The following is a 25,254-nucleotide window of genomic DNA, read 5'->3' as shown; positions in this document are numbered from 1 at the left end:
GACTTTAGGCCGCTGGCACAGCGGCTATCATGGCTTTAAGCCAAAACTCACCAATGAACTTGGTCTTAGCTGCCAACTAAGTTGCAGCCCATCACCTGCGGTGCGCTCTCGCACAGGCAATCCTGTGACACGGCGTGAATACGTCCCTGTAGCCTCGACGAAAACGTCCCTGTTTTCGACTGTCACAGTTCCACCTGTGCCTAGAATTAGGCGTATGTCTGTGGGTATATAAGCAATTTCAAGCAACGCTATGATTGCAGAATTGCACCAATTCCCCCTCCGGAGCCGCCGCTGGCGTTGTTGCAAATTGGCGTAGCCGAGACAGGGATGTTGAGGCTCGAAGGTCGAGCAGGGCGAATGTTGCTAGGCAACAAGTTTATGAGCGCGAGCCAAGGAAGGCGAGCTGGCCGTTATGCATGGATGCATTTGGCGAGTCCTGAGTGTAGCCAATTTGCTTCATAAGCCAGCAGGGATTTCGGCTACGTCGGGGTGTCCTTGGGGATGCAAGGGGCTTTGGACAAGCAAAGCCCCTTGCCCGGTGTGGTGTGGAACACCACGACTTTAGGCCGCTGGCACAGCGGCGATCATGGCTTCCAGCTAAAAGTATCTAAGCTAATATTGCCCGAGCTTCCGGCGACGGATGTTGCTCATTGCCTGCCGCAGGCTTATGCACAGGCGATCCTGTGACTCGCTGCGAGTACGTCCGTGTAAGCTCTGCCTCGCCATCCCTGGCTCGGAAGGTCACAGTTCCACCTGTGCTTGGAAAATAGGCGTCTGTCTGCAGCTTAAAACAACTCTGTGTTGAAAGAATTACACCTCCTCTCCCCCTCGGTGTCGCCGAAAGTCGTTGGTGCAAATAACGTGGCAACGAGCGAGAGCTAGGGATGGCGAACTGGCCTTTGTGCATGGATGCACTTACACCACGACTTTAGGCCGCTGGTACAGCGGCTATCACTGCTTCAGGCAAAAACTCACCAATGAACTTGGTTTTAGCTGCTGGCTAAGCTGCTGCCCATCACCTGCGGTGCAGATGGACAGGAAGCCCATGGCAAGTGGGCCGCTAGTATTCAGCTCCAACTTGCTCCTTCCCCAGCTGGGGAGTACCCTCTTTCGCAGCCAACCGTTTAAGCAGTATCGGGAATTGACCGCCATGCCAAAGGAAATATTTATACTACGCCACGGCCAGACTGAGTTTAATGCCGCCGGTAAGCTGCAGGGACACTGTAACTCGCCGCTGACCGAACTCGGCAGGGCGCAGGCAATAGCTTATGGTGTTGTCCTGCAACAACAGCTGCGGCAATCGGCAGGAAATCCTGAACAAGAATTTCAGTTGGTTTCCAGCCCGCTGGGAAGAGCTATGGAAACGGCGACTCTGGTGGCAGAGGTGCTTTGCCGGGATCCCGGCGCCATTATTACCGAGCCCAGGGTGATTGAATGCGGTTTAGGTGAATGGGAGCAGACCCGGGTCGCCGATATCCACGCCGCCAGACCCGAGCTTGCCGGGCGCAATGACTGGTATCTGCAGGGCCCGGGCGCAGAAACACTCCCCCAGGTGCAACAGCGGCTGGCGCATTGGCTGACCGATCCGGCAACCCCGGAGCGGGTGATCCTTGTGTCGCACGGCCTGACAGGGATTATCCTGCGCGCCCTGTTGCTGGGCCTGGATGACAAGGCACTTTGGCGTCAGGACAAGCCTCAGGATGCCCTCTATCACTTTCACTGTGAGGCTCAGGAGAGGCTCAAACGCATCTGTTGCTGACTCGCCAACCAGTCGAAGTGGGCCAGCAAGGCCTGCAAATAGCGCTGCTCTTCCGCCGGGAGTTGCCCCTCAGCCGCGGCTATCTGTTGTAAGTCGCTCAGCAGTTGCCTTACCAAAGGCTCGGTGCAGTAGCCCTTCCACAGTCTTAGGGCGGCTTTTTTCGGCGAATGGCAGTAGCGCCGCAGCTGAATATCGACAAACCAGTCGGCCCGCTCCCTGGCACTGGGCATCAGCGTCATCACATACCAGTTCATCCTCTCCTCCTCAGGCGGATAACTTGATCCTGTCGCGGCCATCGCTCTTGGCCCGGTACAGGGCTGTGTCCGCCGCGCTGAGCATGGCCTCGGCCGTGCGGTACTGGCCATTGATCTCAGTGGCAATCCCCTGGCTGACACTGACACAAACCTCACGGCTCAGCCCCAATTTGACGAAGTCCAGGCTACGAATGGCCTCGGCTATCTGCTCGGCCACCACCCAGGCCATGGCGCTGTTGAATCCGGGCAACACCAGGGCGAACTCCTCACCGCCAAAACGCGCCGCCAGACACTGGGGCGAAGGCAACGCCGCGGCTATGGTCTTGGCCATCAATTTTAGGCATTCGTCCCCCATCAGGTGACCATGCTGATCGTTGAACTGTTTGAAATGGTCGGCATCTATGATCAAGGTGCTGATGGGCTTGTGCTTATCGACGCACTGCTGCCACTGGCGTTCCAGTGTCTCGGTAAAGGTGCGGCGATTGGCCAGTCCGGTCAAATAGTCGGTCGCCGCCAGGGTGGACAGGCGTTTAATCTCATCCCTGTGACCGCTGAGATCATGCAAACCAATCACAAACAGCGGCAGCAAGCCCTGAATAAAGGAAAGCGACAGATTCACCGGCAGCTCCACCCCATCGACACGTCTGAGCAATACCTCCCAGGGACCATGTTGCAGTGGTACCTGGCGACCGTATTGGCTGCTGAACATGCTGGCGTAGCGGCTACGGTAAGGCGCCGCCAACCAGGTATGCCAGAATTCACCGGCAAAGGTTTCACTCTGATCGCCCAGCAGCTCGGCCGCCGGAGAGTTCACCGCCAACACTTTTCCCTCACCATCGGCCAGCACCATAGGTTGCTGCATGCACTCAATCAGGGTCGCCAGAGCCTCGCTGTCACACTCACACTGACTAAAACCAGCTTCATTGCTGTAGGGGCTTGCCATGCTGTTCTCCCTCCCGACCTGCGGGTTGTTCAATTTCGACAGGGATAACTCTAGCGCGTACGGACAAGGCTAACCTTCTGATAAGCTTACGATGTAATTTATTGAAAAATATTGTTAATAATTCCAACCTCCTGTAGGCAGGAAAGGCGTCCAACCACAGAAATACGGCAATGATTGGCAACCATAGGAGCTTTTCGGGCGGGAAAGAATCCCCCGTTCGGCAAATCGGGGGGAATAACTACTTTATATCTTTATTGATAACTTGTGGATCCGGGCTGGCCAACAGGAGCGGCGATTCCTCACTGCTGAACAGGAATTGATACTTGCCTGTGCCTGTATTGCGCATAGAGTCATGCAGCTGCAGTGTCAGACCATCGGCGCTGACCTCGACCCGATCGATATGACCATCGAAGGGATTGGTGAAGGCGGCACCGACAAATTTCAGCCCGGCCGGAGAATCTTCCAGGTTCAACAGTTGGTAGGTGATCACCGCAGGTTCACTGACCATCACATCACCACTGCACTCCACGCCCTGCTGTGAATAGTGAAAGCTCGCCTGCCGGGCGCTATCCAGAGTAACACTCAGCACCACGGGCTCACTGACATCACAGTAAGGTAAACGCGGCCTCAACAATAGGCTGTCGGTTTGGCTCAGCTGCGCCGCCTGGTCAAACTCGGCCATCCGTGACTGCCAACCAAACAGCGCCAGGATCCGATAGACTTCCGAAGCACTCAGTGGTTGTTGCAACAGCCGGCGATCCAGCTTCACCAACCCCTGTTCGCCAAACACCAAGCTATTGATAAACGCGGGTAAAGACTGCCCCAAGGGCTCCAACGGCGAAGGCTCGGCCAGCAAGAGTTGCAACTCGGCGTCACTCTTTACCGGTGCCATCGCCAGATCGATCTCGGCCTGAGTAGCGGCACTCAGTGCCAGGGGAAAGCTTGCCAGCAGCGCGCTGGCCATCAAAGCAATACGCATAACGACTCCATGTCAATTCGCTCCACATGCCTTATGTGGAGATGAAAAACTGATTGGGTGGTTTCAGGACTGAAGCCACCCAGGTTAATGTAATTAAGCTTGGGTTGAACACCCTTTCAGCAACACAAACTTGCTCAGTCGTTTCCGGTATTCACGACTTCAGGATCCGGGCTGGCCAGCAAGAGTAGCGATTCCTCACTGCTGAACAGGAATTGATACTTGCCTGTGCCTGTATTGCGCATAGAGTCATGCAGCTGCAGCGTCAGGCCATCGGCGCTGACCTCGACCCGATCGATATGACCATCGAAGGGATTGGTGAAGGCGGCACCGACAAACTTCAGCCCGGCCGGAGAATCTTCCAGGTTCAACAGTTGGTAGGTGATCACCGCAGGTTCACTGACCACCACATCACCACTGCACTCCACGCCCTGCTGCGAATAGTGAAAGCCCGCCTGCCGGGCGCTATCCAGAGTAACACTCAGCACCACGGGCTCACTGACATCACAGTAAGGTAAACGCGGCCTCAACAATAGGCTGTCGGTTTGGCTCAGCTGCGCCGCCTGGTCAAACTCGGCCATCCGTGACTGCCAGCCAAACAGTGCTAGGATCCGATAGACTTCCGAAGCACTCAGTGGTTGTTGCAACAGCCGGCGATCCAGCTTCACCAACCCCTGCTTGTCAAACACCAAGCTATTGATAAAGGCGGGTAAAGACTGCCCCAAGGGCTCCAACGGCGAAGGCTCGGCCAGCAAGAGTTGCAACTCGGCGTCACTCTTTACCGGTGCCATCGCCAGATCGATCTCGGCCTGAGTAGCGGCACTCAGTGCCAGGGGAAAGCTTGCCAGCAGCGCGCTGACCATCAAAGCAATACGCATAACGACTCCATGTCAATTAGATCCACATGCCTTATGTGGAGATGAAAAACTAATTGGGTGGTTTCAGGACTGAAGCCACCCAGATGAATGCAATCAAGCCAGATTTAAGTACTCGGCCATAAAACTAACTCAGTTATTGCCGGTATTCACAACTTGAGGATCCTGGCTGGAAACCAGCAGAGTGTTGCTGCTGTTACTGAGGATCAGTCTAAAGCCTGTCTTGCCCACCACAGAGTTGGTATCCATTAGTATCAACATATCCGGGGCCTCGGTCTTGACCGCATCGATAATGCCGTCGAAGGGGGTATCGAAAGAAGCGCCGACAAAGGCCAGATCCATATCAGTCTTGTCCTGCAGCTTATAAATAATATGAGTATTGGGCTTATCTACCACTACTGGGCCGTCCGGCTCATAGGCAAACTGAGGTACGCGGTTGTCATCCAGCGTAATAGTGACAATGATATTTTTTACGGGTACAGACATAGCTTCATCCTTGTTTTAGGTTAGTTTTTGAGGGGGTATTTAAATTGACGAAAACGATAACCAAGCGGCTCAAATTTAGCCTTAGTTTTCAATAGTTCTTGTTGGTCATCAATGCAATCCAGAGCCATAGCATAAGGCGCGAGTATACGGGCATCACGATTCACTGTGACCCATGGTTGCAGCATTTGGCTGACTTTCTGGCAGTGAGTATAGGCAAAGCTTATATCGTTATTTAACATGGACACACTATAGGCGGTTACAAGCCCAGCCTCGGCCAGGGCTCCCATATCCACAGTGCCCAAAACCGTCTTCTGCCCTAATGCTGTAAAAAACGCTTCTGCCAACAAAGCAAGTTTCTGCGCTTGCTGATAATCATCTTGTTCGAGCCGCGCCTTGGCAGCAGCCAACCAAAAACGAGCCTCCAATTTAAGCTGCTTAGTCGAGGTTTCGCTTGACGGCTTACTGGCCAGATGCCCTCTGAGGGCATTAAGCATGGCGGTTTTTTCTGTTGATGCCGGTAGCAAGCTAACCAGTAACACCTCAACAAAAGATTGCTGCATTCGCCAGCGCTCATTTTCCGGGTCGGCCTCAAGCGCGGCAGCAATAGCCCGACTGGCTTCCATTGCGCTCTCTCTGGCCAATTCGGTTTGCTGCACCGCTCTGTACAACTGAGCCAAGATCTCCAGATTCCCGGATAATCTATATAGTTGATAGGGTTCTCCCTGAGCATGCCGCTTTAACTCTTCGGCTATCTGTCTATGAATGGCGATGGCTGCTTGAATATCCCCATCTGCGCTGGCAGCACTGGCGAGCCAGGAGCGGGTATCGGCGACATCGGCCAAGAGCTGAGGCTCATCCGGCGACTCGGCCAATGCGATCAGCTTGAGCCGCAACGACTCTTCAAAGCCCTGGCGCGCCTTGTTGAAGTCCTGCAGCTCCATCGATAAGGACCCCAGAGAGTTATGGGCGTAGGAAAGTTCCATCAGCGCTTCGCTGTTGTCCGGCGCCAGTCGGTACATGGCCTGGCTGTGTTGCAAATAAGACTCGAACCAGGGGCGGGTGCCCTGCCAATCGCTCTGGTCATACTTGAGTTGCCCAAGCCAAAAGGCATTGGCGCCAAGGGTCTTTAACAGCTCCAGCTGATCTGTACTGCCGGACAGCAGCGGCAAGAGTTTGTCTCTGGCGGCCAGCAGCGCCTTTTCCGCTTCATCCACCCGGCCACGGGAATAGGCCACCTCACCCATGGCTTCCAGTGTCTGGCCATGGCGAAACAGCGCCGCCTCACTCAGGCTGCTGTCGGCCTCGCGAAAATAATCCAGCGCCTTGTTGCTGACACCATCGAGCAGATCCATCCGGCCTATGCTGCGCAGCTTGTCGGCAAAGTCACCCACCATAAAGCCCAGCAAGTCTTCTGCCGCCAGGCGCTTGGCCTGCGCCTGCTGCTCGGCTTCAACGCTGCGATAACTCATGAATACCGAGATGAGGGTCAAGAGGCATAAAAGCATGAAGGTCGCGCCCTTGAGGCGCCGCTGGCGCTGTCCTCTGGCGCTGGAGGCGGCAACATAGCTTTCGCTGACTGGATCCAGCTCCAGTAGGGGATCGTTTTTCAGCGCCAGCGCTTCGGTCAGTGGCTTGCCCTGGGGCAGCAGAAAATCGCGACTGCACTGCTGTTGCTGCCAGCGCCTGGCCTGATGGAATAGCCTGGCCTTGGCCGCCAGCCCTTCCCTGTGGCTATCTATCCAGTCTCTGGCCCTGGACCAACGTCTGAGCAAGGCTTCATGGGCTATGCTGAAACCGGGTTCGCTGTCCTCCAGATGGGAGACAAACAGCCGACTGTCGACCAAGGCCTGAACCAAGGCGCGCTCGGCATCCGTGGCCAATTCGGAATATCTGGCGCTGCGACTGGTGACCGACTGCTCATCTTCCCTGAGGGTCACCAGCAGCGACAGCACCCGCGGCAGGGCCGCCCTTTGCGAGCTCGACAAGGAGGCGATGGCATCTTCGGCGGCCTGGCCTATGGCTCCGGCCAGCCCACCCAGGCGGTGATAAACCGCCAGTTGCAACTGGTTGTCGTCACTGCGCTGCAGATACAGGGCCTGCAGCATATACTGCAACATGGGCAGGGCATCAGGGTTACTGGCGGCCTCACGGCACAGCAGCTCATCCAAGCCCAGTGCCGATTCAGGGTCAAATTCCCAACTCAAGCCTGCGGCTGCAGCCGGCAAGCGTATCATCTGCAACAGTTCCTGACGGCTGGGTGGCAAGAGATCGAAATGGGCGCCATTGCCCTTGCCCGCCATCAAGCTGGGGCTGGCAACCACCTGAGGGTAGAATTCATTGCGACAGGCGCTGAGCAGCAATACGGCTCCGGAACGCGCCAGGGTGTCGAGCAGCGCCAGCCCCTGCTCACGGGCGGCGGCCGAGAAGCGCGGCGATGACAGCAGCACTTCCAGGCGGTCGACAAACAGGCCGAACCTGGGCTTCTGCCAACTTTGGGATGGCAGCGCCCGGCAGAGTTGGGCGCAGAGGCTGTCGATATCCTGTTCCAGTGCATGCGCCAGCGTTTCGGCGCTGTAGCCTGCCAATACCGGCGCATCGTCCAGCTCCCAGTCGAGCATGGCGGCGGCCAACTCCAGCAGCAGTTGATCTTCGGCGACATCGGCCAGATCCAGTATCGAATAGCAGGCCAGGCCTATGCCGTGAAAGCCCTGAGGCGAAGCCAGATTGGGCAAAATGCCTGCGTTGATCAGTGATGACTTACCGCTGCCGCTGGGGCCAAGCAGCAAGCAAAACCCGCGGCCATGTTTAATCTGCCTGGCTATGCGTTCCAATAAGGCGTTGATCTGTTCGCTGCGGCCGAAAAACACCCCGGCATAATCGGCGCTGAAGGGTTTTAACCCGGGAAATGGTGAGCCCTGGCTCCAGGCCAGCGACGGCAAACTGGCTTCGTGGCCGATGGGGAAACGGACATCGGCTACAATTCGATAGCCGCGTTTGCGGATAGTTTCGATGAAAGAAGGATCGCCGGCCTTGTCGTCCAGCGCCCGGCGCAGCTGATTGATGGTCTTGTGCAGCGGGTTATCACCCGTGTCGCTGCCGGGCCAACAGGCATCCAGCAGCTCATCACTGCTGACTACCTCACCGCTGCGACGACACAGGTACAGCAGCACATCCATGGCTTTGGGTTCCAACTGCCGCAGGCGCTTTCCCAGCCGCAAACTATTGCTGCCGGGATCGACCTGCCAATCACCCAAAAAGAAGCTGCTGTCGCTCATGGAACCTACCGCGATAAGAGATTGACCGCATCTTACCCGGTATACAAAGTTAACACCATGATAACAGCGTTAAATTTTACCTAATGAGCGTTAACTCAAATACTCAAACCCCAGAGCTCGAATGTCTCCCGGCACAGGGATTCGCGAAAATCCGGATGCGCTATGTCGATTAAGGCTCTGGCCCGCTCGCGGATACTGCGGCCCCTGAGGTTGGCGCAACCATATTCGGTGGCAATATAGTGCACATGGGCCCGGGTAGTCACCACCCCGGCACCTGGGCTCAGTACGGGCGCGATACGGGAAAGCGCGCCATTGGCGGCAGTGCTCGGCAGGGCGATAACCGAGCGCCCGCCGGGAGAGAGACCGGCGCCGCGAATAAAGTCCATCTGCCCGCCTACCCCGGAATAGATTCGGGTACCTATGGAGTCGGCGCACACCTGGCCGGAAATATCCACTTGCAGCGCCGAGTTGATGGCCATCACCTGCGGGTTGCGGCGAATAACCGAGGTGTTATTAACCTGCTCAATATCCAGAAACAGTACTTCGGGGTTGTCATCGACAAAGTCATAGAGGGCACGACTGCCAAGCGCAAAACCTGTGACCAACTTCCCCGGATGCACCTTCTTGCGGCTGTTGTTAATCGCCCCGGAGCGATAAAGCGCCAGAATGCCATCGGAAAACAGTTCGGTGTGGATCCCTAAGTTTCGCCTGTCTGCCAACTGCCCCAATACGGCATCCGGAATGGCACCTATGCCCATCTGCAAGCAATCGCCGTCTTCAACCAGAGAGGCCACATGCTTGCCGATAGCCTGGCTGATGGCATCGGCTCCGGCCATGGGGTGTTCAGGCAGAGGCGAACTCTGTTCATACACGGCGGCAAAGCGGTCATAGGGTACAAAGCTGTCGCCATGGGTGCGCGGCATTTGCGGGTTGATATGGGCTATGATGCGGCCGGCCACATCACAAGCGGCGCGGCTGGCTTCGACACTGATCCCCAGCGAACAGTTGCCATGGCTGTCAGGCGGTGACACCTGTACCAGCGCCGTATCTATGGGTTGCTCGCCGGAGCGAAACAGCTTGGGCACCTCGGATAAAAAGACAGGCACATAATCCGCCTCGCCACTGGCCAACAGGGCGCGGGTCGGGGCGCCGCCAAAGAAACAGCGATGACGCAGATGGCCCTTGAGCTCGGGCACGCTCAAGGCCTCGGCTTCCTCGGTATGCAGTTGCAGCAAGGTCAGATTCTGCCGCGTCATGGCATGCTGTGCCAGCGCCTCCAGCAAGACTCTGGGGGTGGCTCCCATAGAGTGGGTCCAGATATATTCATCATTCCCTATCAGGGATACCGCTTCCAATGCACTGGAACAAACTCTTGGCGCCATGCTGCTTCCTTATTAGCTCGGTGATTTGCTCCTAACCCTAGCCAGTTGCTCTGGGAAGGGCAATCCCTTGCGGCCAGCCAAGGCCCCTTGCCGGTGGAAAGTGGGCGCTACGCCACACTGGGCCTCAAGCCACGTCCAATTTCACAAAAATGCCGCTGCGGCGGATAAGGCGTTTACCCTCAAGGTCTCAGTCGTTAGACTAGCCGGGCCCCAGGCTGCAGCTGCAAGTTCCACTGATTAGCTGTGCCCGGGCAGGACTCAAGTTTCAAGGAAGTAGTATGTCTCAGTTCGACAAGACCCTCAGCGTCAGCCTCAATCCAGAGGATCCCGCCAGCATCGCCCAGGCACTGCTGCAATACCGGCAACACCTGAACGACGGCAGCGCCTTTCGACTCAATGGCTCCTTGTTATTCAATATCGAGTTCGTCAATCAGCAGCTGCGGCCGCTTAACCGTGACGATGCCGGAGCCAACCGCCCCTTGTTGGAACACGCCCTAGATGCTGCCCGCCGGGATCACAGGCTCAGCTTTTACACCGAGCCGGTACTCTTTGCCGCAGCGCTAAACTTTCCCGAGCTATTGGACGAGCTCAAGGCCACAGCCGAGGCCATGGTGGCCTTCTCCCGCCGCCGCAACGACTCCAGCGATCTCTTTATCGATGACTACAACGTCTTCGGGGTGGAAGCCCTCTACATGCTGGCCAGACAATATCCCGAGCTGAGCCATTATCTGGCCGCCTTTCTGGTGCCGTACTGGAACTTGGAAAGCTTCTACCAACCTGTGTTACTGCTGGGCAAACTGGTGGAGGAGTTCGGCTGGCGCCGCGAACTGATCCATGCTTATCTGCACTGTGACGGCGAACAGAATCGCCGCTGCTTTTTCCAGACCACAGAGGGTGATTCAGTCAACCTCAGCCTACTGGAACATTTTGCCCGGCATCCGGACGATTACCCCTGGTTTAAGGCGCAGCTGCTCAAGCGTCTCGAACAAACCCCGCTGCTGGCCTATGCCAATGAACAACCGCTTGAACAAACCCAGCCGGTACTGGAGTTCTTCTACAGTCTGGGCGACTGGCCGGTAGAGGCTGACATTGACGACACAGAACTGTGGCGGGATCGGGTCAAGCAGCAATTGATCTTGGGTCGCCGGGTAGAGGATGAAGCACTTTCCTTGCTGGCGCAGCTGAGCGAGCAGAGCCAACCTCTGGTAATAGTGGCAGAGGCCTGGCGGGAAGACGACCGCCATACTCTATGGCAAACCGGGGAAGAGCAGGCTCTGGCAGAGGACGATGACTGGGATCAGTATGATAACGAGCCGGACTCTGACTATGCCGAGCTATTTTATGACCTGGAAGAGCCGGAAGACTATCTCAGGATTGGTGAGCTGGAAGAGCTGGATGCCGAAGTAGGAGAGGCTATGCTAAGCGCGCTGGCCGAACTGCCCAAGAGCCTTGGCGCCTGCGCCTATGCCGCCTATCGCCTGAGCCGCCTGAACTCGCCCCACAGCTTAAGCCCGGAAGCCGACGAGGCCGCGGCGCTGCTTCACTGGCTGGCGCAGCAGCTGCCGTTACAGTTTCAGCATCATATCTTCTATGAGAGCGGAGAGTACCAAAAGAAAAGGCGTGAACATCGCCTTCTCAAGAGCTGGCTCACGGATATAGACACAGAGGGCGATGTTGCCAAGATGGCTCAAATTGCCTCTGAGATACTCTATACCAGTAAGGACGGAAAGCGTATTGCACTCTTGTGGTCCAATGGCAATAAAGGATTCCAAAACGGCTTGTTGGCGCTGTATTTCCTGCTCTGCGCCCCGGAGCTCGAAGCGCCGCAGTGGCAGACATTGAAAACCCTGGCACAAAGGCATTGGCAGCTATGGCTGACGCTGGATCCGCTGCAACTGATTGAAAAAATTTATTATTGCTGGGCTGACTACGCCTTCTATCCCGCCATTGACGATGAGCATCTCGAGGCCGAATTGCGGCAAAACCTGCTCAAGCTGGGTGTCAGCGAGGCGCAGCTTGATGCTCATACCCTGCTGACAGCACAACAGGTGGCTGCCTATCGCCCGGCCGATAAACGCTTCTGGCAAGGTTATATCACCAGGCTTAGCCGGTTTGCCGAAGCCGACCCAGAGGATGACAGCATGATAGGCCGCCGCCTCTGGCAGCAACAGCAGCAGTTGTTGCAAGCGCTGGATTCTAGCCGCGAGCTGCCGAGGCTGAGCTTTTTTGGCCATCTCAAGGCCAACTTCCCCGAGACGCCTCTGCCGCAGGCGTTTTTCGAACTGTTTGATCTTTGCCTGCGGCAAAGCTTCAGCAAATCATTTACCGAAGAGCAGGCGCAAAGCCTCTGCCGCCAGCTCAAGGCTTATCTGACATCGGGCGAAGGGCTTGAACCCTTGACGCCCCAAGCCACGGCCGAGTTACAGGACTGGGTGCCTTGCCGCTCGGACGACCCCGCCGATGCGGCTGAGCTTAGCGACTTTGTCTGGCTATTGCCCGAAGCGCAAGGGCGAGGTTTGGCCCTGTTTCTCGCAGGCCTTGGAACCCAAAGCCTGTATTGGCTTCACCGGCCGAGTGTGGAGACGGCCTATGTCAACCACCTCATTGCCGAGGGTGGTCTCTCGATGGCGCAGCGCTGGGAAGATCAAAGCGTAGGACACAAGCGTCACAGCGACTATGACACAGGGTTAGCCTTTCAGAGTGCCAAGGAAAACTGGGCTCTCTGCTGGCTGGACGGCATAGGCGTAGCGCCGCAAAGCACTGTCTATTTCGCCGTAAGCCAAGGCCGCGCCCCGGCGCCCTTCCTCAAACATTTGGCCGATGAGGGGCGACTGCCGGAGACCTCGCAGCTCTTGACCATAGACGGACGTGTACGCCTGCTGAAGTTGCTGGCACAAGCCGGGGTTGACGCCGAGCTTTTCAGCTCCTTCCTGCAAGACGAGTCTGCCGCGGTCCGGCAACTGGCCAAAGATTTGGCGCAAGGCTCTTAGAAGAGCTCTTAGATAGCAGGCTCTTAAGGAAGGCATTGATAAAAAGCAGTTGGGAACACCCCAATAAACGAGTAATAACAGGATAACTGCCGCGCCCTGACTCATGGCGCGGTCGCCGGTTGTTTAACAGGAAGTGCCTTACAGGCAACGACCGGCAAAAGCATTAATTTAATATCAAGGAAGCAATATGTCCCAGTTCGACAAAACCCTCAGCATTAGCCTCAAGCCACAAGATCCCGCCAGCATCGCCCAGGCGCTGCAGCAATACCGGCAACACCTGCACGATGGCAGCGCCTTTCGTCTTGAAGGCTCCCTGCTGTTCAATATCGAGTTTGTCAACGAGCAACAGCAGCCACTCAGCAATGACGATGCCGGCGGCAACCGCAACTTGCTGGTGCATGCACTCAGCGCCGCTCGAGTGCACCACACCTTTAAATATTGCACTGAAGCCGTGCTGTTTGCCGCAGCGCTGAACTTCCCCGAGCTATTGGACGAGATCAAGGCGACAGCCGAGGCCATGGTGGCCTTCTCCCGCTGTCGTAACGACTTTAGCGATCTCTTTATCGATGACTACAACGTCTTCGGGGTGGAAGCCCTCTACATGCTGGCCAGGCAAAATCCCGAATTGAGTCATTATCTGGCCGCCTTTCTGGTGCCTTACTGGGATTTGGACAGCGGCTACACACCCGTGGAACTGCTGGGCAAACTGGTAGAGGAGTTCGGCTGGCGCCGCGAACTGATCCACGCCTATCTGCACTGTGATGGCGAACAGAGCCGTCGCTGTTTTTTCCAAACCGCCGAGGGTGATCCAGTCAACCCCAGCCTGCTGGAACACTTTACCGAGCATGCTGACGATTACGCCTGGTTTAAGGCGCAGCTGCTCAAACGTCTAAAGCAAACCCCGCTGCTGGCCTATGCCGATGAACAAACGCTGGAAGAAACCCAGCCAATACTGGAATTCTTCTACAGCCTGGACGACTGGCCGGTAGAAGCGGAACTTGAAGACACAGAGCTGTGGCGGGATCAGGTCAAGAAGCAATTGATCTTGGGGCACAGGGTGGAAGATGAGGCGCTGGCGCTGCAGGATGCGCTCGGCGTTGAGCCCAAGGCACAGGTTGCCGAAGCCTGGCTGATGGACGACAGACTCGCCCCCTGGCAGCAGGATAAAACCGATACCGGCAACGCCCAGGCAGAGCAGGAAAGTGGCAAGAGCTCCGGGCAAACTCAAGGCGACAGCCAACTACCCAGCTTGGAAGAGCTGCCTTTTTTCCTGCTTAGCCATACCTGCAAGCAAAGTGACTTCGCACAGTTGGATGCAGCCATTGCCGATCGTCTGTCGGCGGCACTGGACAAGTTGCCGACCCACTTGGGAGGCGTCGCCTATGCCGCCTACCGGCTCGCCCGCCCCGAGTGCACAGCGGCAGAAACCCAGGCTCTGCTTGGTTGGCTGGAACAGCATTTCCTCACTGCCTATATGCGTGTCTTCAATCGGCATGGTGGCAGTTTCAATAGCGATAATCCGCAGCATTTGACACTCAAGGCCTGGCTCACTGAGGCCAAGGAGCAGCAGGATGCAGGCACTATGGCCGCCGTTGCCGATTCGCTACTGGACAAGGATGGCGGAACCCGCGGAAGCCAGATAAGCCAGCATCAAGCGGCCTACTGGTTGTTTTTCCCGGACGATGGTTTCCAGTGCGGCCTGCTCAGCCTGTTTTTCCTATTAAATAGCCAAATGCCACAGGCTCACACCGAACTGCAGATCCTGGCCAAACGCCACTGGCAACTGCTTTTGAAACTGGCGCCTATGGTGCTTATCAGCCGCATCAGTCAGTTTTACGCAAACTATGAAGGATATGCCGCCATAGATGATCCGCAGACAGAGCAGAGCCTGCATCAAAAGCTGCTGGCACTGGGAGTCAGCGAGGCGCAGCTGGATGCCCATACTTTGCTGCAAGACAGGCGTATCGCGCGCTATGCGCCGGCCAACGAGCGCTTCTGGCAACGTTACCTCGAGCGATTGGCAAGCTTTGCCGAAGGCGATCCCGAAGATAACAGCATGATAGGCCGCAGCCATTGGCTGGCTCAACAAAAGCTGTTGGATGCCCTCGGCTATTGCGATGAAACGGCCATGCTGGGGTTTATTGCCGATCTCAAGGCCTGTTTCCCGGAGCGCCCATTACCGCAGCAAGCCTTTGAGCTATTTAACCTCAGCCTGCAACGTGGCCTGGAGCAAAGACTCAAACCGGCAGCGGCGAAGTCTGTCTATGACAAGTTACAGGCCTATTTGCAAAGCGGCGAAGGCTTGGAAAACCTGACACCACAAGCCTTGAAACTGCCGGTTCTACAAGGTTGGGATCCCTACAGCGATTATCGCGGCAAGGTTGGCGTGGCAGACTTTGTCTGGCTGTTGCCTACCGAGATGGGAGAGCGACTGGCACTGTTTCTCAGCGGTCTTGGGAAACGAGGGCTGCACTGGTTGGGCTGTCCCAGTGTCAGGGAAGCCTATGTCAACCATTTGGTTGCCGAAGGCCATCTGAATATGGCCGAGCGTTGGCAGGATGAAGCGCTTGGGCACTCAAGCATCGGCGATGTCGATGTGAGCCTGCAGCTTGAAGCCGACAAGGAGTTCTGGGCGCTACTCTGGTTGGATAGGATAGGTGTGACGCCACAGGCCACTGTGTATTTTGCCATGCACGAAGGGCGGCAACCTGAGTCTTTCATTATTCACTTGGCCAGCCAGCAGCGGCTGCCGGATATGTCCAGGCTGTTGACCGCTGATGAGCGCAAACGCCTGCTGGAAATCATCGCCAAGTTTGATTGTCTGACCGAAGAAAACGCAGAGCCATTCAAGCAAGACGAGTCGAGCGTCGTCAAGCGTGTGCTGGGCAAGTTGTTTTAAGGCTAACAGAGGCGTTGCCGGTCAGCGCGGCAACGCCTCTTTAAGATAGTTTCAGTTACCTTTGAGTGAACGCAGGAACAAACCTATGCCACCTGTCAGCAATACCAGGATCACCAAGAGATCAAAACTGCTCATGCTGCGCAGGCTAAAGTGAATGGTAGAGATCACCCCGAAGATCATTGCTGTGATAGAGCCAATCGCCAATAACCAGCCAAGAATATTCTTGCCGTTATAGAAAATCATCCCAACCCCCAGAATAAAGGGCACCAGGATCATACCACCTGTGATCCCCCACTGGCTGCCAAATGCGGGGACACCATACAAGCGGGTGCCCAGACCAAAACTGCTGGATACCCTAATGGCGTTGAGCAGCATGTAACCACCACCACACATCATGATAAGGCCAATAAAAAATTGACCGACACCGCCGGAACTCCCTCCCGCTCCATTCATGTAAAACATCCTATATTCAATTGATTTATGCGGCGAAAATTCTAGCCGTTTTAGGCCCGGGCGGCAAACCGGGCCATAAGGTTACGAGTCGCGGCCGTTGAGGCGTTCAATAATCTGCGCCTTGGCTTCTTCCTGCGCCTGCTGCGCTTCCTCTTCCTGTTTCTGCCGCATCAAATCATTGAAGGTAATACGGGCAGCCTGAGCTTGCTCCGAGGCTTGCAGCTTACGTTCCTTCGCCGCCATGGCTTCATCTGTGAGGCGCTGCAACTCGGCAAGTGACTCATCGGGCGCATCCCCCAACTCCAGGTGCGACTCACTGCGGCTCAAGGCTTCACGGCGCAGCTGCTTTTTCAGCTCCCAGATGGCATCCAGGGCTTCACGCTCGGCGTCGGCGGCTTCAATGGCGCTGTCCCGCAATTGCTCAAACTTGGCCAGCGCCTGGCCTTCACGGCTCCAGGGATCGACCTCAGGCAGATCCGAAATATTAATCACGGGATCCTCGTAACCATCCTGATGACTCAGGTCCAACATGGCCGCCTTGACCCCGGACATCATCAGCATCACGGCTATCACCAAGAGTGGCAAACCACCAACGATAGCCGCTGTCTGCAAGGTAGCGAGCCCACCCATAAACATCAGTACCGAAGGCATAAAAGACAGAGTAAAGGCCCAGAACAAGCGGTTCCAGCGCAGTGGTTCCTCGGTGACATTGTTTTGCACCACAGACGCCAAAATATAAGAGATGGAATCAAAGGTGGTGGCGGTAAAGATGATACACAGGAGGGTGAAAACAGCGATCACCAGATAGCTGATCGGCAACTGCTCCAATACGGCGAATATCGCCCTGGTCGCCCCTTGATCATTGAGGATCGCCACCACATCCAGCTCACCGGATAATTGCAACGATAAGCCGAAGTTACCCAAGATCATAAAGTACATGGCACAGCCCAGAGAGCCGAAGAAAATCGAGCCGGCCACCATCTGTTTGATGGTTCGGCCACGGGAGATCCGCGCCACAAACAGTCCCATGCTGGGGGCAAACACCAACCACCAGGCCCAATAGAAGATGGTCCAGTCCTGAGGGAAGTGGGTGTTCTCAAAGGTGCCCAAACCACCGAAAGGCTCGGCCCAGGTCGCCATGATAAAGAAGTTGCTCAGCATCCGCCCCAGAGAGTCCAGGCCGGTTTCCAGCATAAAGATGGTTGGACCGGCAAACAGAATAAATGCCAGCAGCGCCAGCGCACCCCAGAAGTTGATATTACTCAGTACTTTAATGCCTTCATCCATCCCTTTGTAGGAGGAATAGGCAAACAGCGCTGTACACAAAAGTAATACGGCTATCTGACTGCCTGTGGTCGATGGCAGATCAAACAGGTAACTCAGGCCTTCGTTGATCAGTGGCGCCGCCAAACCCAGAGTGGTAGCCGCCCCACCGAGCAGACCGAAGATAAACAATACATCGATAAACTTGCCGAGCTTACCGTGACTGCGGCCTTCACCTATGACAGGCATTAAGGCCGCCGACACCTTGAGCACTGGTTGCCTGCGAACATAAAAGAAGTAAGCGATGGGGATGGCCGGGATCAAATAGATGCTCCAGGCGATGGGCCCCCAGTGGAATATGCCGTAAGTGGCGGCCCAGCGCACGGCTTCTTCACTGCCGGCTTGAAGCTGGAACGGCGGGTGTTGATAGTAATAGGCCCACTCAATAGTCCCCCAATAGAGGATGCTGGCGCCTATACCACCGCAAAACAGCATTGCCGCCCAGGAAGCTGTGGCAAACTCAGGTTTTTCATCGGCATCGCCGAGCTTAATCTGGCCGATATCCGAGAAGATGATATAAATCATAAAGAAGAATGCCGCCAAGCCGAGCGACAGGTAAGCAAAACCCAACTTATCCGTCATAAACGCCTTGGCAACGGCTATCCATTCGGCGCCTTCTGCAGGAAATAGAGCCAGCGGGATCACCACCGCAAGCAGCAAGCCAAGGGCGCCAAAGAAAGTGGTTTTATCTATGAGTTCAAAGTGTTTTTTCATATTTTTGCTCTTCTGTTCGTCCCCGTTCGGGAGCTGGGGCCGCTGCTGGACCCATGCCGGATAAAATAGGCGCAAGTGGCCATTCAGTCGATTATCTTTATCCGGAAAACGTACGAAAAGTGACGTAAATCAATAGGATGTTACATGATGAGATGTTTGTGTCCAGCTTGTATGAATTGCTGAATCGCTCAGTCGTTGCTGATTAAAGCGCCTAAGACCATAAGGATTTATGCTCTTGATTGCAAGTTTGGCCAATCTGGGAGGTGTCATTCATAAAAGCAAAGGGGCCCACAGTCACAGGGGCCCCATACAGACAAAGTACCAACAACCGGCAGAATCTGGCTGTCAGTCTGCCGCTTCGCTACTGCTTCAGCTTCATCCAGGCGGCCTGGGTTTCACGACTGCTTCTTGGGTCCTTTGGCACCAGCCAAAGCAGCATCATATTCAGCAGTGAAGTCGAGAGCATAGCTCCCCAAAGCAGCATGAGAGAGAGTGTGATAAGGATGTAACTGGCGTAGGAGTCCATAAAGGACAGGGCCAGACTGATCACCACACCACTCCCGGGTAATAACAGCAGAGTAATAAACAGCATCAAACATACCGTCTTGGCGACTGACCACCCCAGATTACGAGCCCTGCGACTGATAATCCTGTAGCCGAAATAGAGGCTGGGCAGTAACCAAAACATGATGAGCGTCCCTGTCCCCTGCCCTTCAAGCCGCAGCAGAGAGCGCAACGCAAAAGAAGGGGAACCGGAAGTTTGCACCATAAAGATTAGACATCCGAGAAACAATCCGTTGCAGATCCCCAGTATCATGCTGCTGCGAAAGAAAGCCAACGCCGGCGTCTGACGATCGGGATCGCACCCCTTACGATGAGCCAGTAAAGGGTGTTCCGGTTCAACTTTTACCAAGGGAGGACGAAACAGGTAAATCAATAACTGCGCCACCAGCCAAACAACAGCGCAGCCCAAGGCAAACATCAAGCCAAGCCAAGGCATAGTCTTGTCAAACTGGATCATGCTCAGTAGCGTTGGATAAGAGAAGCCGAACAGGATGTTCACCAATGCCAGAGGCACACCGCCCAAATACCCGAACGCCCGTCGACCAATAGCAATATGCGCTGCCAGCAACCCCGCACCTATGCTGAGTTGTAGCCCTGTTGCCAAGATAGCCAACAGTGAAATAAAGAAGTCGACCTCTTGGATTGCCAGCAGCAGTGAAGGTGAGAACATGTACACCAGTTGCCACTGATAATGGATAGCCAGTATGGGCAGCAGCGCAATAAAATAGCGACTCCGGTCGCGGGCTTTTTCCGCCCCGCCAAACTCTGGCTGAACAAAGAGATCGCTAATCACCCTCGCCATGCTGTTGGCCGATTGTCTCAATCCCATACCTCATCCTCCTCGGTATCAGAGTGCAAGCTCAAAAATGCTTGCCATTCAGGGCGGTCGCCATGGCGCAGACTCAATTGATACAAGGCATCGCCTTCACCACCAAAGAAGTTTTCATGGTCAACATCCAGTGCATTGCCGTATTCGGTAATAAGAGGCAGGTACTGCACATCCTGTAATCCCAACTGCAAGGCACAACTGGCCAGCGGCGTCCCCCAGTTGGCGCCATCACATTGATCACTGCCGTCAAAACCGCGGCAAAACTGCTGCAGAATTTGCGCCATCAGCGGCAAGGCTTCGGCATGACAGGCTGAACGTTGGAAAAAACGGGCCTCATCCCATTGCTGTTTACCATCGGTAAACCTAAAGGCCAAGGTCTTGCCGTGCAACAGCTTGCTGCAATCCTGAGTCAGTGACTGCAGTTGGCGCAGCGCGTCGAGTTGGCCTTCGGTACTTTCGAGATCGGCAACCTTTATCAACGTATGTCCAAAGCATTGCAGCGCCTGGCGCTGCGCCTCACTCAGCCTCCAGTTATGCTGCCAGTGACAGGACTCCAGGGATAACGGGATAGGGCTGCCTTGCCACTGTGCAGGCTCAGGGAAAGGGCAGCGCAGCAGTTCTTCACGATCCGAGAAGATCAACTCTGTACCTACATGCAGCAGTTGCCCCTTTGCCAAGAGGGTCAAAGGCGGCGTTTGCGGATCCAATGCCAACCTGACCACCAAACCATCAGACCAACTCAGCCACAGCCCATCGGCCTGCCAGATAGAAGTATCCAACTGTTCGAGATGGAAAAGCGCATCCTCTTCGTCTTCACAAAGCCGCACAACTCCGGCCTCCGAGCGCTCACCATTGTCGAGATTGAGCCATTCAACTCCAATGACAACACCCGCATCTGTCTCTCGAATCACGGGGATGGCCGCCAGGGCTCGTTGCGGACAAACAGCAATCGCCCCAGGTTCAGGGTCCCATTCAAGCACTGAATCGTCCAGGGGAAATACCTTGAACTTCACCCCTTCTCCCTGGATATCAATGCGAACCATGTAGTGCAGTTCTTCGTCTTCATCTATGACATGCATAAGCAGGCTGTTGTCCGGCCCGGCATAAAGACGTTGATTGAGATTAGTGTTATTCAAACAAAAGTAAGGCCCATCCTCATCCAGATAGTCATAACCACCGCCAAAACAATCTTCATCATACAGCTGGGCTGAAATCTCGCTGACAGTGCCAACTTCAGGAATAAGAGGCAGGCGTTGCAAAGTTAAGTCCGTATCCTTGTCCATCTCATAAAACAACACCAGCAAGGCATCACCATCACTGTTGACAACACCCTGGACACTACCAAATTTGCTTTGATAATCATGCAGTAAACGGCATTGCTGCTGCGCGGGATCGTACAGATAGAAAGCGCCAAATTGGTTGCCAAAAACACAGGCGCCATCCCGGGTTTGCCCTTTCAGGGTCACCAATCCCTTGGATGAACTCAACTCGGCAGCCCAAAGCAGTTCGGTGCCACCTTCATCAAACGGACGCATCTGCAATAGATGGAGAACCGGGCCACCTATATCAGACTTTACTTTCAGCAACCTGGGGCCCAATTCGCTGGCCCGGGCGTATCTCTCTGGATACGGGGCAAAATCCAAAATCTCAATCACAAAACAACCCTTTGTTATTTATGATAATTACCTTTGTTTAATCATCATTTCATTGATAATCGTCTTCATCCTGACGGCTCATTTCATATGGCAAGCGGCGGTTAAAGTCCTCGCCATCAGGGGTATCGGCATACTTGCCGAGCAAGGTATCCAGATTGCCATCCTGTTGGAAAAACAGCTCATGATCGACATCGATACAGTTGAGGTATTGGGCCACCAGCGACAGATATTGGCTGCCGGCCAATCCCAATTGCAACGCACAGTCGGCCAGCGCCGGCTTGCTGATGTGTGGATCGCTGTAACAGTAATGGAGCCGCTCATTGGCAATGAATAGCCCCAGCAGACGCGCCATATAGTTCCGGCCTTCCAATTGGAGGGCCACAGCCTCAAAGAAGCGCGCCTCATCCCAGCTTTCGTCGGCATCATAAAAACCGAGGCGCAAGTCTTTACCCGACTTGAGCGATTCAAAATCTGTCAATGCCCGCAGCACCAGCTTGTCCAAGGCCTCAAGCCTCGCACTCGCTGACTGCAGATCCCTGACTTCGATTCGCGAAAAACCGAGCAAAGGGGGAACTGTATCCTGTACCTGGGCCAGGGCATGGAAGCTGCTCCATTCTGTCTGCTGTAATTGCACAGCAAAGCTCGCGTCCATGGCGGCGGGCGCTTGGTTCATCTGGCTGGCCAGATCCAAAGTGGGGTTGGGATTGACGCGCCACAGATAATGCCAGTCGGTCAGCAAAGCTCCCTTGCCGAGGAGCTTCATGCCCTCCTCGTCGTATAAGTCATCTTCGCCATCCGGAAGATACAGGGGTGAGCGCCACTGCCCGTCCAGAGAAACCTTGCGGGTCGCACCGCCATGCCAGCCAAGCCAAAGCGCCGCTTCGTCATTGCAGTAGGCAATATCATCCAGCTGTAGCCAGAAACGCCCCAGGGCCTCTTGCCAGTCGAGATTGTCGACATCGGCCGGAGCCAACAGCATGTCGGCGTCATCGGCCAGTTGCTCACGGGTAAATTGACGCACGCAAAAACGGCCTATCTCGCGGCCAAGGCGCAAGTCGATGCGCTGCAACTGATACGCCAGTGCCTCGGTTTCAGCATCAGCTACCCGGCTCAACTCCATGGCCGGCAGGATAAGCTCACCACGCTCACTGTCCAGCGCCAGGGCACACTCCCAGAGCGCTTCATTCCCCGGCGGATTGGGCAGAGGCATGGCCACCACCTGCAAGGGCTCGGAATAACGGCCCTGCCATTGAACTTGGTTAATGCTACTACCTACTGGGTCACTACCTACGGTGTCACTGCCGACGACAGCCATAGGGTCCAGCCGCAGCAAAAACTGCCAGGCCTGGGACCGACGACGCCTACTGCGGTGGCAATGCAGGATCAAGCTGTTATCCGGTCCTGCATAGAGGCGATCGGTAAAACTCAGCCCCATGCTATCCGGCAGTCCGGTCTCATCGACCTCGGCCCAAGGGCTGCCCTGATTATCCACCTCATCATTCAGCTGCATGGCAGCCGAGGGCGAGAGATCCCTGTCCTCCAGCCAGTGCCAGAGCATTAAATCGTAACAGCAGCGCCGGTCATTTTCGCCCAGTGATGCCAGGGTTCGGCCATCACTCAATACCGCGACTTTGAGATATTCCATCCCGGTATGAGCCAAAAACTCCTGCTGCCGACGCGCCAGATCCACCAAGTAGATACAGCCCTGCTGATCCCAGATAACGCAGCTCTGCTCACGCCCCGGCACTCCATGGAAACAGCCACTGACCTGCATAGTGCCCTCGGCCATAGGAAAGTCTGTGCTCCAGACGAGCCGATAACCCGAGCCTGTATCTGCCGCTTCATAGAGATACAGGCAAGGGCAGCCATTGTCCGCATCGATATAGATGAGTTTCCCGTCGCCAACCGGCGAGCATGTGAATGACATATTTCCTCGTTCTTCAGATCATAGGGCTCTGGCTTTAAGCTGGGGCAACACACTTGAGGCAGAGCCACACAAAGCGTGTTGTTGCATTGACCTCAGTCCAGATAAGCCCCATCCTCGAGGCGAAGCTCGGCAGGTAAGAGGTCGTAAAACTGCTTACCCTCCAGGGTATCGGCATACTTCTCCAGCAAGTCCTGCAAATGGCCGTCCTGCTGGAAAAACAACTCATGATCCAGATCGATACACTTAAGGTAGCGCGCCACCATAGGCAAAAATCGACTGTGACTCAAACCCAGTTGCAACGCACAATCTGCCAGCGCCGGCTTACCCAGTGCCGGGTCACTAAAGCAGTTGTGGCATGATTTGTCGCGTATGAATGAGAGCAGCAACTGCAACATCAGATTCCAGGCCGGCTCCTGAGTCACGACGGCTTTAAAGAATTGCGCTTCATCCCAGCTCTCATCGGCATCATAAAATCCAAAGCGCAGGTCTTGGCCTGATTTGAGAGATTCATAACCACGCAAGGCCTCGCTCATCAAGGTCGTCAGAGCCTCGAGTCTGGCACTCTCGGATTGCAGATTGTTGACCTCAATCCGTTTATATCCAAGTAGAGGGGGGATCTCCTGCGGTTCTGCAGTTGCACTATTTAAGCTGCGCCAGTATTCGCTGCTTGTAGCAATGTCGCAGCTCGCTTCCATGGCAGCCGGTTCAGTATCTAGCTGGCTGGCCGCATCCAAGGCTGGATTGGGGTTGAAACTCCACAGATACTCCCAGTCGGTCAGCAAAGCGCCACTGCCGAGCAGATTCATTTCATCGGCATGGTATAAATCACGCTTGCCATCGGGGAGATAAAGGGGCGAGCGCCACTGCCCGTCCAGAGAAACCTTACGGGTCGCGCCGCCATGCCAGCAAAGCCAAAGCGCTGCTTCGTCATTGCAGTAGGCAATATCATCCAGCTGTAGCCAGAAACGCCCCTGCGCCTTTTGCCAGGCCAAATTGTCTAAATCGGCCGGGCCCAACAGCATGTCGGCATCGCCGGCCAGTTGCTCGTGGGTATAATGACGCACACAAAAACGCCCTATCTCGCGGCCAAAGCGCAAGTCGATACGCTGCAACTGATACGCCAGCGCCTCGGTTTCAGTATCCTGCGCCCGGCTTAACGTCATTGCCGGCAGGATAAGCTCGCCGCGCTCACTGTCCAGCGCCAGGGCACACTCCCAGAGTGCCTCGTTTCCTGGCGGATTGGGCAGTGGCATGGCCGATAATTGCAAGAGTTCGGGATAACTTCCCTGCCATTGAACTTGGCTAAGATCACTGCCCACAACAGCCATGGGATCCAGCCGCAGCAGGAATTGCCAAGCCTCCGCCTCATCGCGCTCACTGCGGTGACAGTGCAAGATCAAACTGTTATCCGGCCCGGCAAAGAGGCGATCGGTAAAACTCAGCCCCACTCTGTCCGGCAGTCCGGTCTCGTCGACCTCGGCCCAAGGGCCGCCCTGATTATCCACCTCATGGTTGATACACTGAACGGCCGAGGGCACGGGAGCATTGCCATCCCGCCAATGCCAGAGACAGACTTCGTAGCAATAACTAGACTTATTTTCACCCAATAATGCCAGGGTTCGGCCATCACTCAATACCACGACTTTGAGGTTTGCTATCCCAGTTTCGGCGAGTAGTTGCTGCTGCCGTTGCGCCAGGTCCACCAAATAGAGGCAGCCTTGCTGATCCCAGATAACGCAGCTCTGCTCACGCCCGGGTACTCCATGAAAACAGCCGCTGACCTGCATAGTGCCCTCGGCCTTGGGAAAGTCTGTGCTCCAGACGAGCCGATAACCCGAGCCCGTATCTGTCGCTTCATAGAGATACAGGCAGGGGCAGCCATTGTCCGGGTCAATATAGATGAGTTTACCGTCGCCAACCGGCGAACTTGTGAATGACATACTTCCTTAT

The 25,254-nt window shown here is 55.5% G+C and carries 18 protein-coding genes; 4 read left to right on the top strand and 14 right to left on the bottom strand.

Annotated elements, in window-relative coordinates; genetic code table 11:
• Window positions 1-513 precede the first annotated feature (513 nt).
• Window positions 514-687 carry a hypothetical protein gene (locus ON072_RS18455; protein WP_181317273.1) on the top strand — a complete coding sequence of 58 codons (174 nt, stop codon included), beginning with the start codon at window positions 514-516 and terminating at the stop codon, window positions 685-687.
• Between the two features lie 264 nt (window positions 688-951).
• On the opposite strand, the gene ON072_RS18450 is transcribed toward ON072_RS18455, so the two are convergent.
• Complete coding sequence (locus tag ON072_RS18450) at window positions 952-1,077, bottom strand: hypothetical protein (RefSeq protein ID WP_260847678.1); 126 nt, start codon at window positions 1,075-1,077, stop codon at window positions 952-954.
• Window positions 1,078-1,150: 73 nt separating this feature from the next.
• On the opposite strand from ON072_RS18450, the gene ON072_RS18445 reads away from it, so the two are divergent.
• Window positions 1,151-1,759: a histidine phosphatase family protein gene (locus ON072_RS18445; RefSeq protein ID WP_261753276.1), complete on the top strand. Its 609-nt coding sequence runs from the start codon at window positions 1,151-1,153 to the stop codon at window positions 1,757-1,759.
• On the opposite strand, the gene ON072_RS18440 is transcribed toward ON072_RS18445, so the two are convergent.
• The 7 genes from ON072_RS18440 to ON072_RS18410 form a co-directional block, all read right to left on the bottom strand.
• Window positions 1,729-2,013, bottom strand: coding sequence for a hypothetical protein (locus ON072_RS18440; protein WP_045283464.1), 285 nt, complete (start codon window positions 2,011-2,013; stop codon window positions 1,729-1,731). The two genes, ON072_RS18445 and ON072_RS18440, sit on opposite strands and share 31 nt — an antisense overlap.
• 10 nt (window positions 2,014-2,023) lie before the next feature.
• A complete protein-coding gene (locus tag ON072_RS18435; protein WP_025011740.1) occupies window positions 2,024-2,956 on the bottom strand; it encodes a sensor domain-containing diguanylate cyclase in 933 nt (310 codons plus the stop codon).
• 238 nt (window positions 2,957-3,194) lie between these two features.
• Window positions 3,195-3,935 carry a DP-EP family protein gene (locus ON072_RS18430; protein WP_261753277.1) on the bottom strand — a complete coding sequence of 247 codons (741 nt, stop codon included), beginning with the start codon at window positions 3,933-3,935 and terminating at the stop codon, window positions 3,195-3,197.
• 134 nt (window positions 3,936-4,069) lie between these two features.
• On the bottom strand, window positions 4,070-4,810 hold the full coding sequence (locus ON072_RS18425) for a DP-EP family protein (RefSeq protein ID WP_261753278.1): 741 nt from the start codon (window positions 4,808-4,810) through the stop codon (window positions 4,070-4,072).
• 129 nt (window positions 4,811-4,939) lie between these two features.
• Window positions 4,940-5,293, bottom strand: coding sequence for a DP-EP family protein (locus ON072_RS18420; protein WP_261753279.1), 354 nt, complete (start codon window positions 5,291-5,293; stop codon window positions 4,940-4,942).
• A 20-nt stretch (window positions 5,294-5,313) separates the two neighbouring features.
• Window positions 5,314-8,568, bottom strand: a complete 3,255-nt coding sequence (locus ON072_RS18415; protein ID WP_261753280.1) for an nSTAND1 domain-containing NTPase — start codon at window positions 8,566-8,568, stop codon at window positions 5,314-5,316.
• A 95-nt stretch (window positions 8,569-8,663) separates the two neighbouring features.
• Complete coding sequence (locus ON072_RS18410; protein WP_274626135.1) at window positions 8,664-9,950, bottom strand: acetyl-CoA hydrolase/transferase family protein; 1,287 nt, start codon at window positions 9,948-9,950, stop codon at window positions 8,664-8,666.
• A 278-nt stretch (window positions 9,951-10,228) separates the two neighbouring features.
• Here ON072_RS18410 and ON072_RS18405 point away from each other — a divergent pair, with 278 nt between their 5' ends.
• Window positions 10,229-12,940: a hypothetical protein gene (locus ON072_RS18405; RefSeq protein WP_221051746.1), complete on the top strand. Its 2,712-nt coding sequence runs from the start codon at window positions 10,229-10,231 to the stop codon at window positions 12,938-12,940.
• A gap of 187 nt (window positions 12,941-13,127) precedes the next feature.
• The gene (locus ON072_RS18400) at window positions 13,128-15,839 is read left to right on the top strand and encodes a hypothetical protein (RefSeq protein ID WP_261753281.1); all 2,712 of its coding nucleotides are present in this window, start codon (window positions 13,128-13,130) and stop codon (window positions 15,837-15,839) included.
• A 51-nt stretch (window positions 15,840-15,890) separates the two neighbouring features.
• Here ON072_RS18400 and ON072_RS18395 read toward each other — a convergent pair whose 3' ends face one another.
• From ON072_RS18395 to ON072_RS18370, 6 genes are all read right to left on the bottom strand, one after another.
• Window positions 15,891-16,292: a hypothetical protein gene (locus tag ON072_RS18395; protein WP_044735226.1), complete on the bottom strand. Its 402-nt coding sequence runs from the start codon at window positions 16,290-16,292 to the stop codon at window positions 15,891-15,893.
• Between the two features lie 81 nt (window positions 16,293-16,373).
• The gene (locus ON072_RS18390; RefSeq protein ID WP_261753282.1) at window positions 16,374-18,329 is read right to left on the bottom strand and encodes a BCCT family transporter; all 1,956 of its coding nucleotides are present in this window, start codon (window positions 18,327-18,329) and stop codon (window positions 16,374-16,376) included.
• Window positions 18,330-18,690: 361 nt separating this feature from the next.
• The gene (locus tag ON072_RS18385) at window positions 18,691-19,722 is read right to left on the bottom strand and encodes a hypothetical protein (RefSeq protein WP_025888040.1); all 1,032 of its coding nucleotides are present in this window, start codon (window positions 19,720-19,722) and stop codon (window positions 18,691-18,693) included.
• Window positions 19,713-21,377 carry a hypothetical protein gene (locus ON072_RS18380; RefSeq protein WP_261753285.1) on the bottom strand — a complete coding sequence of 555 codons (1,665 nt, stop codon included), beginning with the start codon at window positions 21,375-21,377 and terminating at the stop codon, window positions 19,713-19,715. The genes ON072_RS18385 and ON072_RS18380 overlap by 10 nt, the downstream gene beginning before the upstream one ends.
• A 49-nt stretch (window positions 21,378-21,426) precedes the next feature.
• Complete coding sequence (locus tag ON072_RS18375) at window positions 21,427-23,304, bottom strand: hypothetical protein (protein ID WP_261753286.1); 1,878 nt, start codon at window positions 23,302-23,304, stop codon at window positions 21,427-21,429.
• Window positions 23,305-23,396: 92 nt separating this feature from the next.
• Entirely contained in the window at window positions 23,397-25,244 is a 1,848-nt protein-coding gene (locus ON072_RS18370; protein ID WP_144380011.1) for a hypothetical protein, read from the bottom strand.
• Between the last annotated feature and the right edge of the window lie 10 nt (window positions 25,245-25,254).

Origin of the sequence: Shewanella sp. K8, assembly GCF_028823715.1 — a bacterium.
GTDB lineage: Bacteria > Pseudomonadota > Gammaproteobacteria > Enterobacterales > Shewanellaceae > Shewanella > Shewanella algae.
The sequence above is the reverse complement of the archived record's forward strand: the minus strand, read 5'-3'. Positions and strand labels throughout refer to the sequence as shown.

Bases quoted from the DNA above. Each gene is read 5' to 3' on its own strand.
- ON072_RS18425 (WP_261753278.1), bottom strand. From the start codon at position 4,810: ATGCGTATTGCTTTGATGGTCAGCGCGCTGCTGGCAAGCTTTCCCCTG.
- ON072_RS18405 (WP_221051746.1), top strand. From the start codon at position 10,229: ATGTCTCAGTTCGACAAGACCCTCAGCGTCAGCCTCAATCCAGAGGAT.
- ON072_RS18430 (WP_261753277.1), bottom strand. From the start codon at position 3,935: ATGCGTATTGCTTTGATGGCCAGCGCGCTGCTGGCAAGCTTTCCCCTG.
- ON072_RS18415 (WP_261753280.1), bottom strand. From the start codon at position 8,568: ATGAGCGACAGCAGCTTCTTTTTGGGTGATTGGCAGGTCGATCCCGGC.
- ON072_RS18390 (WP_261753282.1), bottom strand. From the start codon at position 18,329: ATGAAAAAACACTTTGAACTCATAGATAAAACCACTTTCTTTGGCGCC.
- ON072_RS18370 (WP_144380011.1), bottom strand. From the start codon at position 25,244: ATGTCATTCACAAGTTCGCCGGTTGGCGACGGTAAACTCATCTATATT.
- ON072_RS18445 (WP_261753276.1), top strand. From the start codon at position 1,151: ATGCCAAAGGAAATATTTATACTACGCCACGGCCAGACTGAGTTTAAT.
- ON072_RS18375 (WP_261753286.1), bottom strand. From the start codon at position 23,304: ATGTCATTCACATGCTCGCCGGTTGGCGACGGGAAACTCATCTATATC.
- ON072_RS18400 (WP_261753281.1), top strand. From the start codon at position 13,128: ATGTCCCAGTTCGACAAAACCCTCAGCATTAGCCTCAAGCCACAAGAT.
- ON072_RS18420 (WP_261753279.1), bottom strand. From the start codon at position 5,293: ATGTCTGTACCCGTAAAAAATATCATTGTCACTATTACGCTGGATGAC.
- ON072_RS18435 (WP_025011740.1), bottom strand. From the start codon at position 2,956: ATGGCAAGCCCCTACAGCAATGAAGCTGGTTTTAGTCAGTGTGAGTGT.
- ON072_RS18410 (WP_274626135.1), bottom strand. From the start codon at position 9,950: ATGGCGCCAAGAGTTTGTTCCAGTGCATTGGAAGCGGTATCCCTGATA.
- ON072_RS18385 (WP_025888040.1), bottom strand. From the start codon at position 19,722: ATGGGATTGAGACAATCGGCCAACAGCATGGCGAGGGTGATTAGCGAT.
- ON072_RS18395 (WP_044735226.1), bottom strand. From the start codon at position 16,292: ATGAATGGAGCGGGAGGGAGTTCCGGCGGTGTCGGTCAATTTTTTATT.
- ON072_RS18440 (WP_045283464.1), bottom strand. From the start codon at position 2,013: ATGAACTGGTATGTGATGACGCTGATGCCCAGTGCCAGGGAGCGGGCC.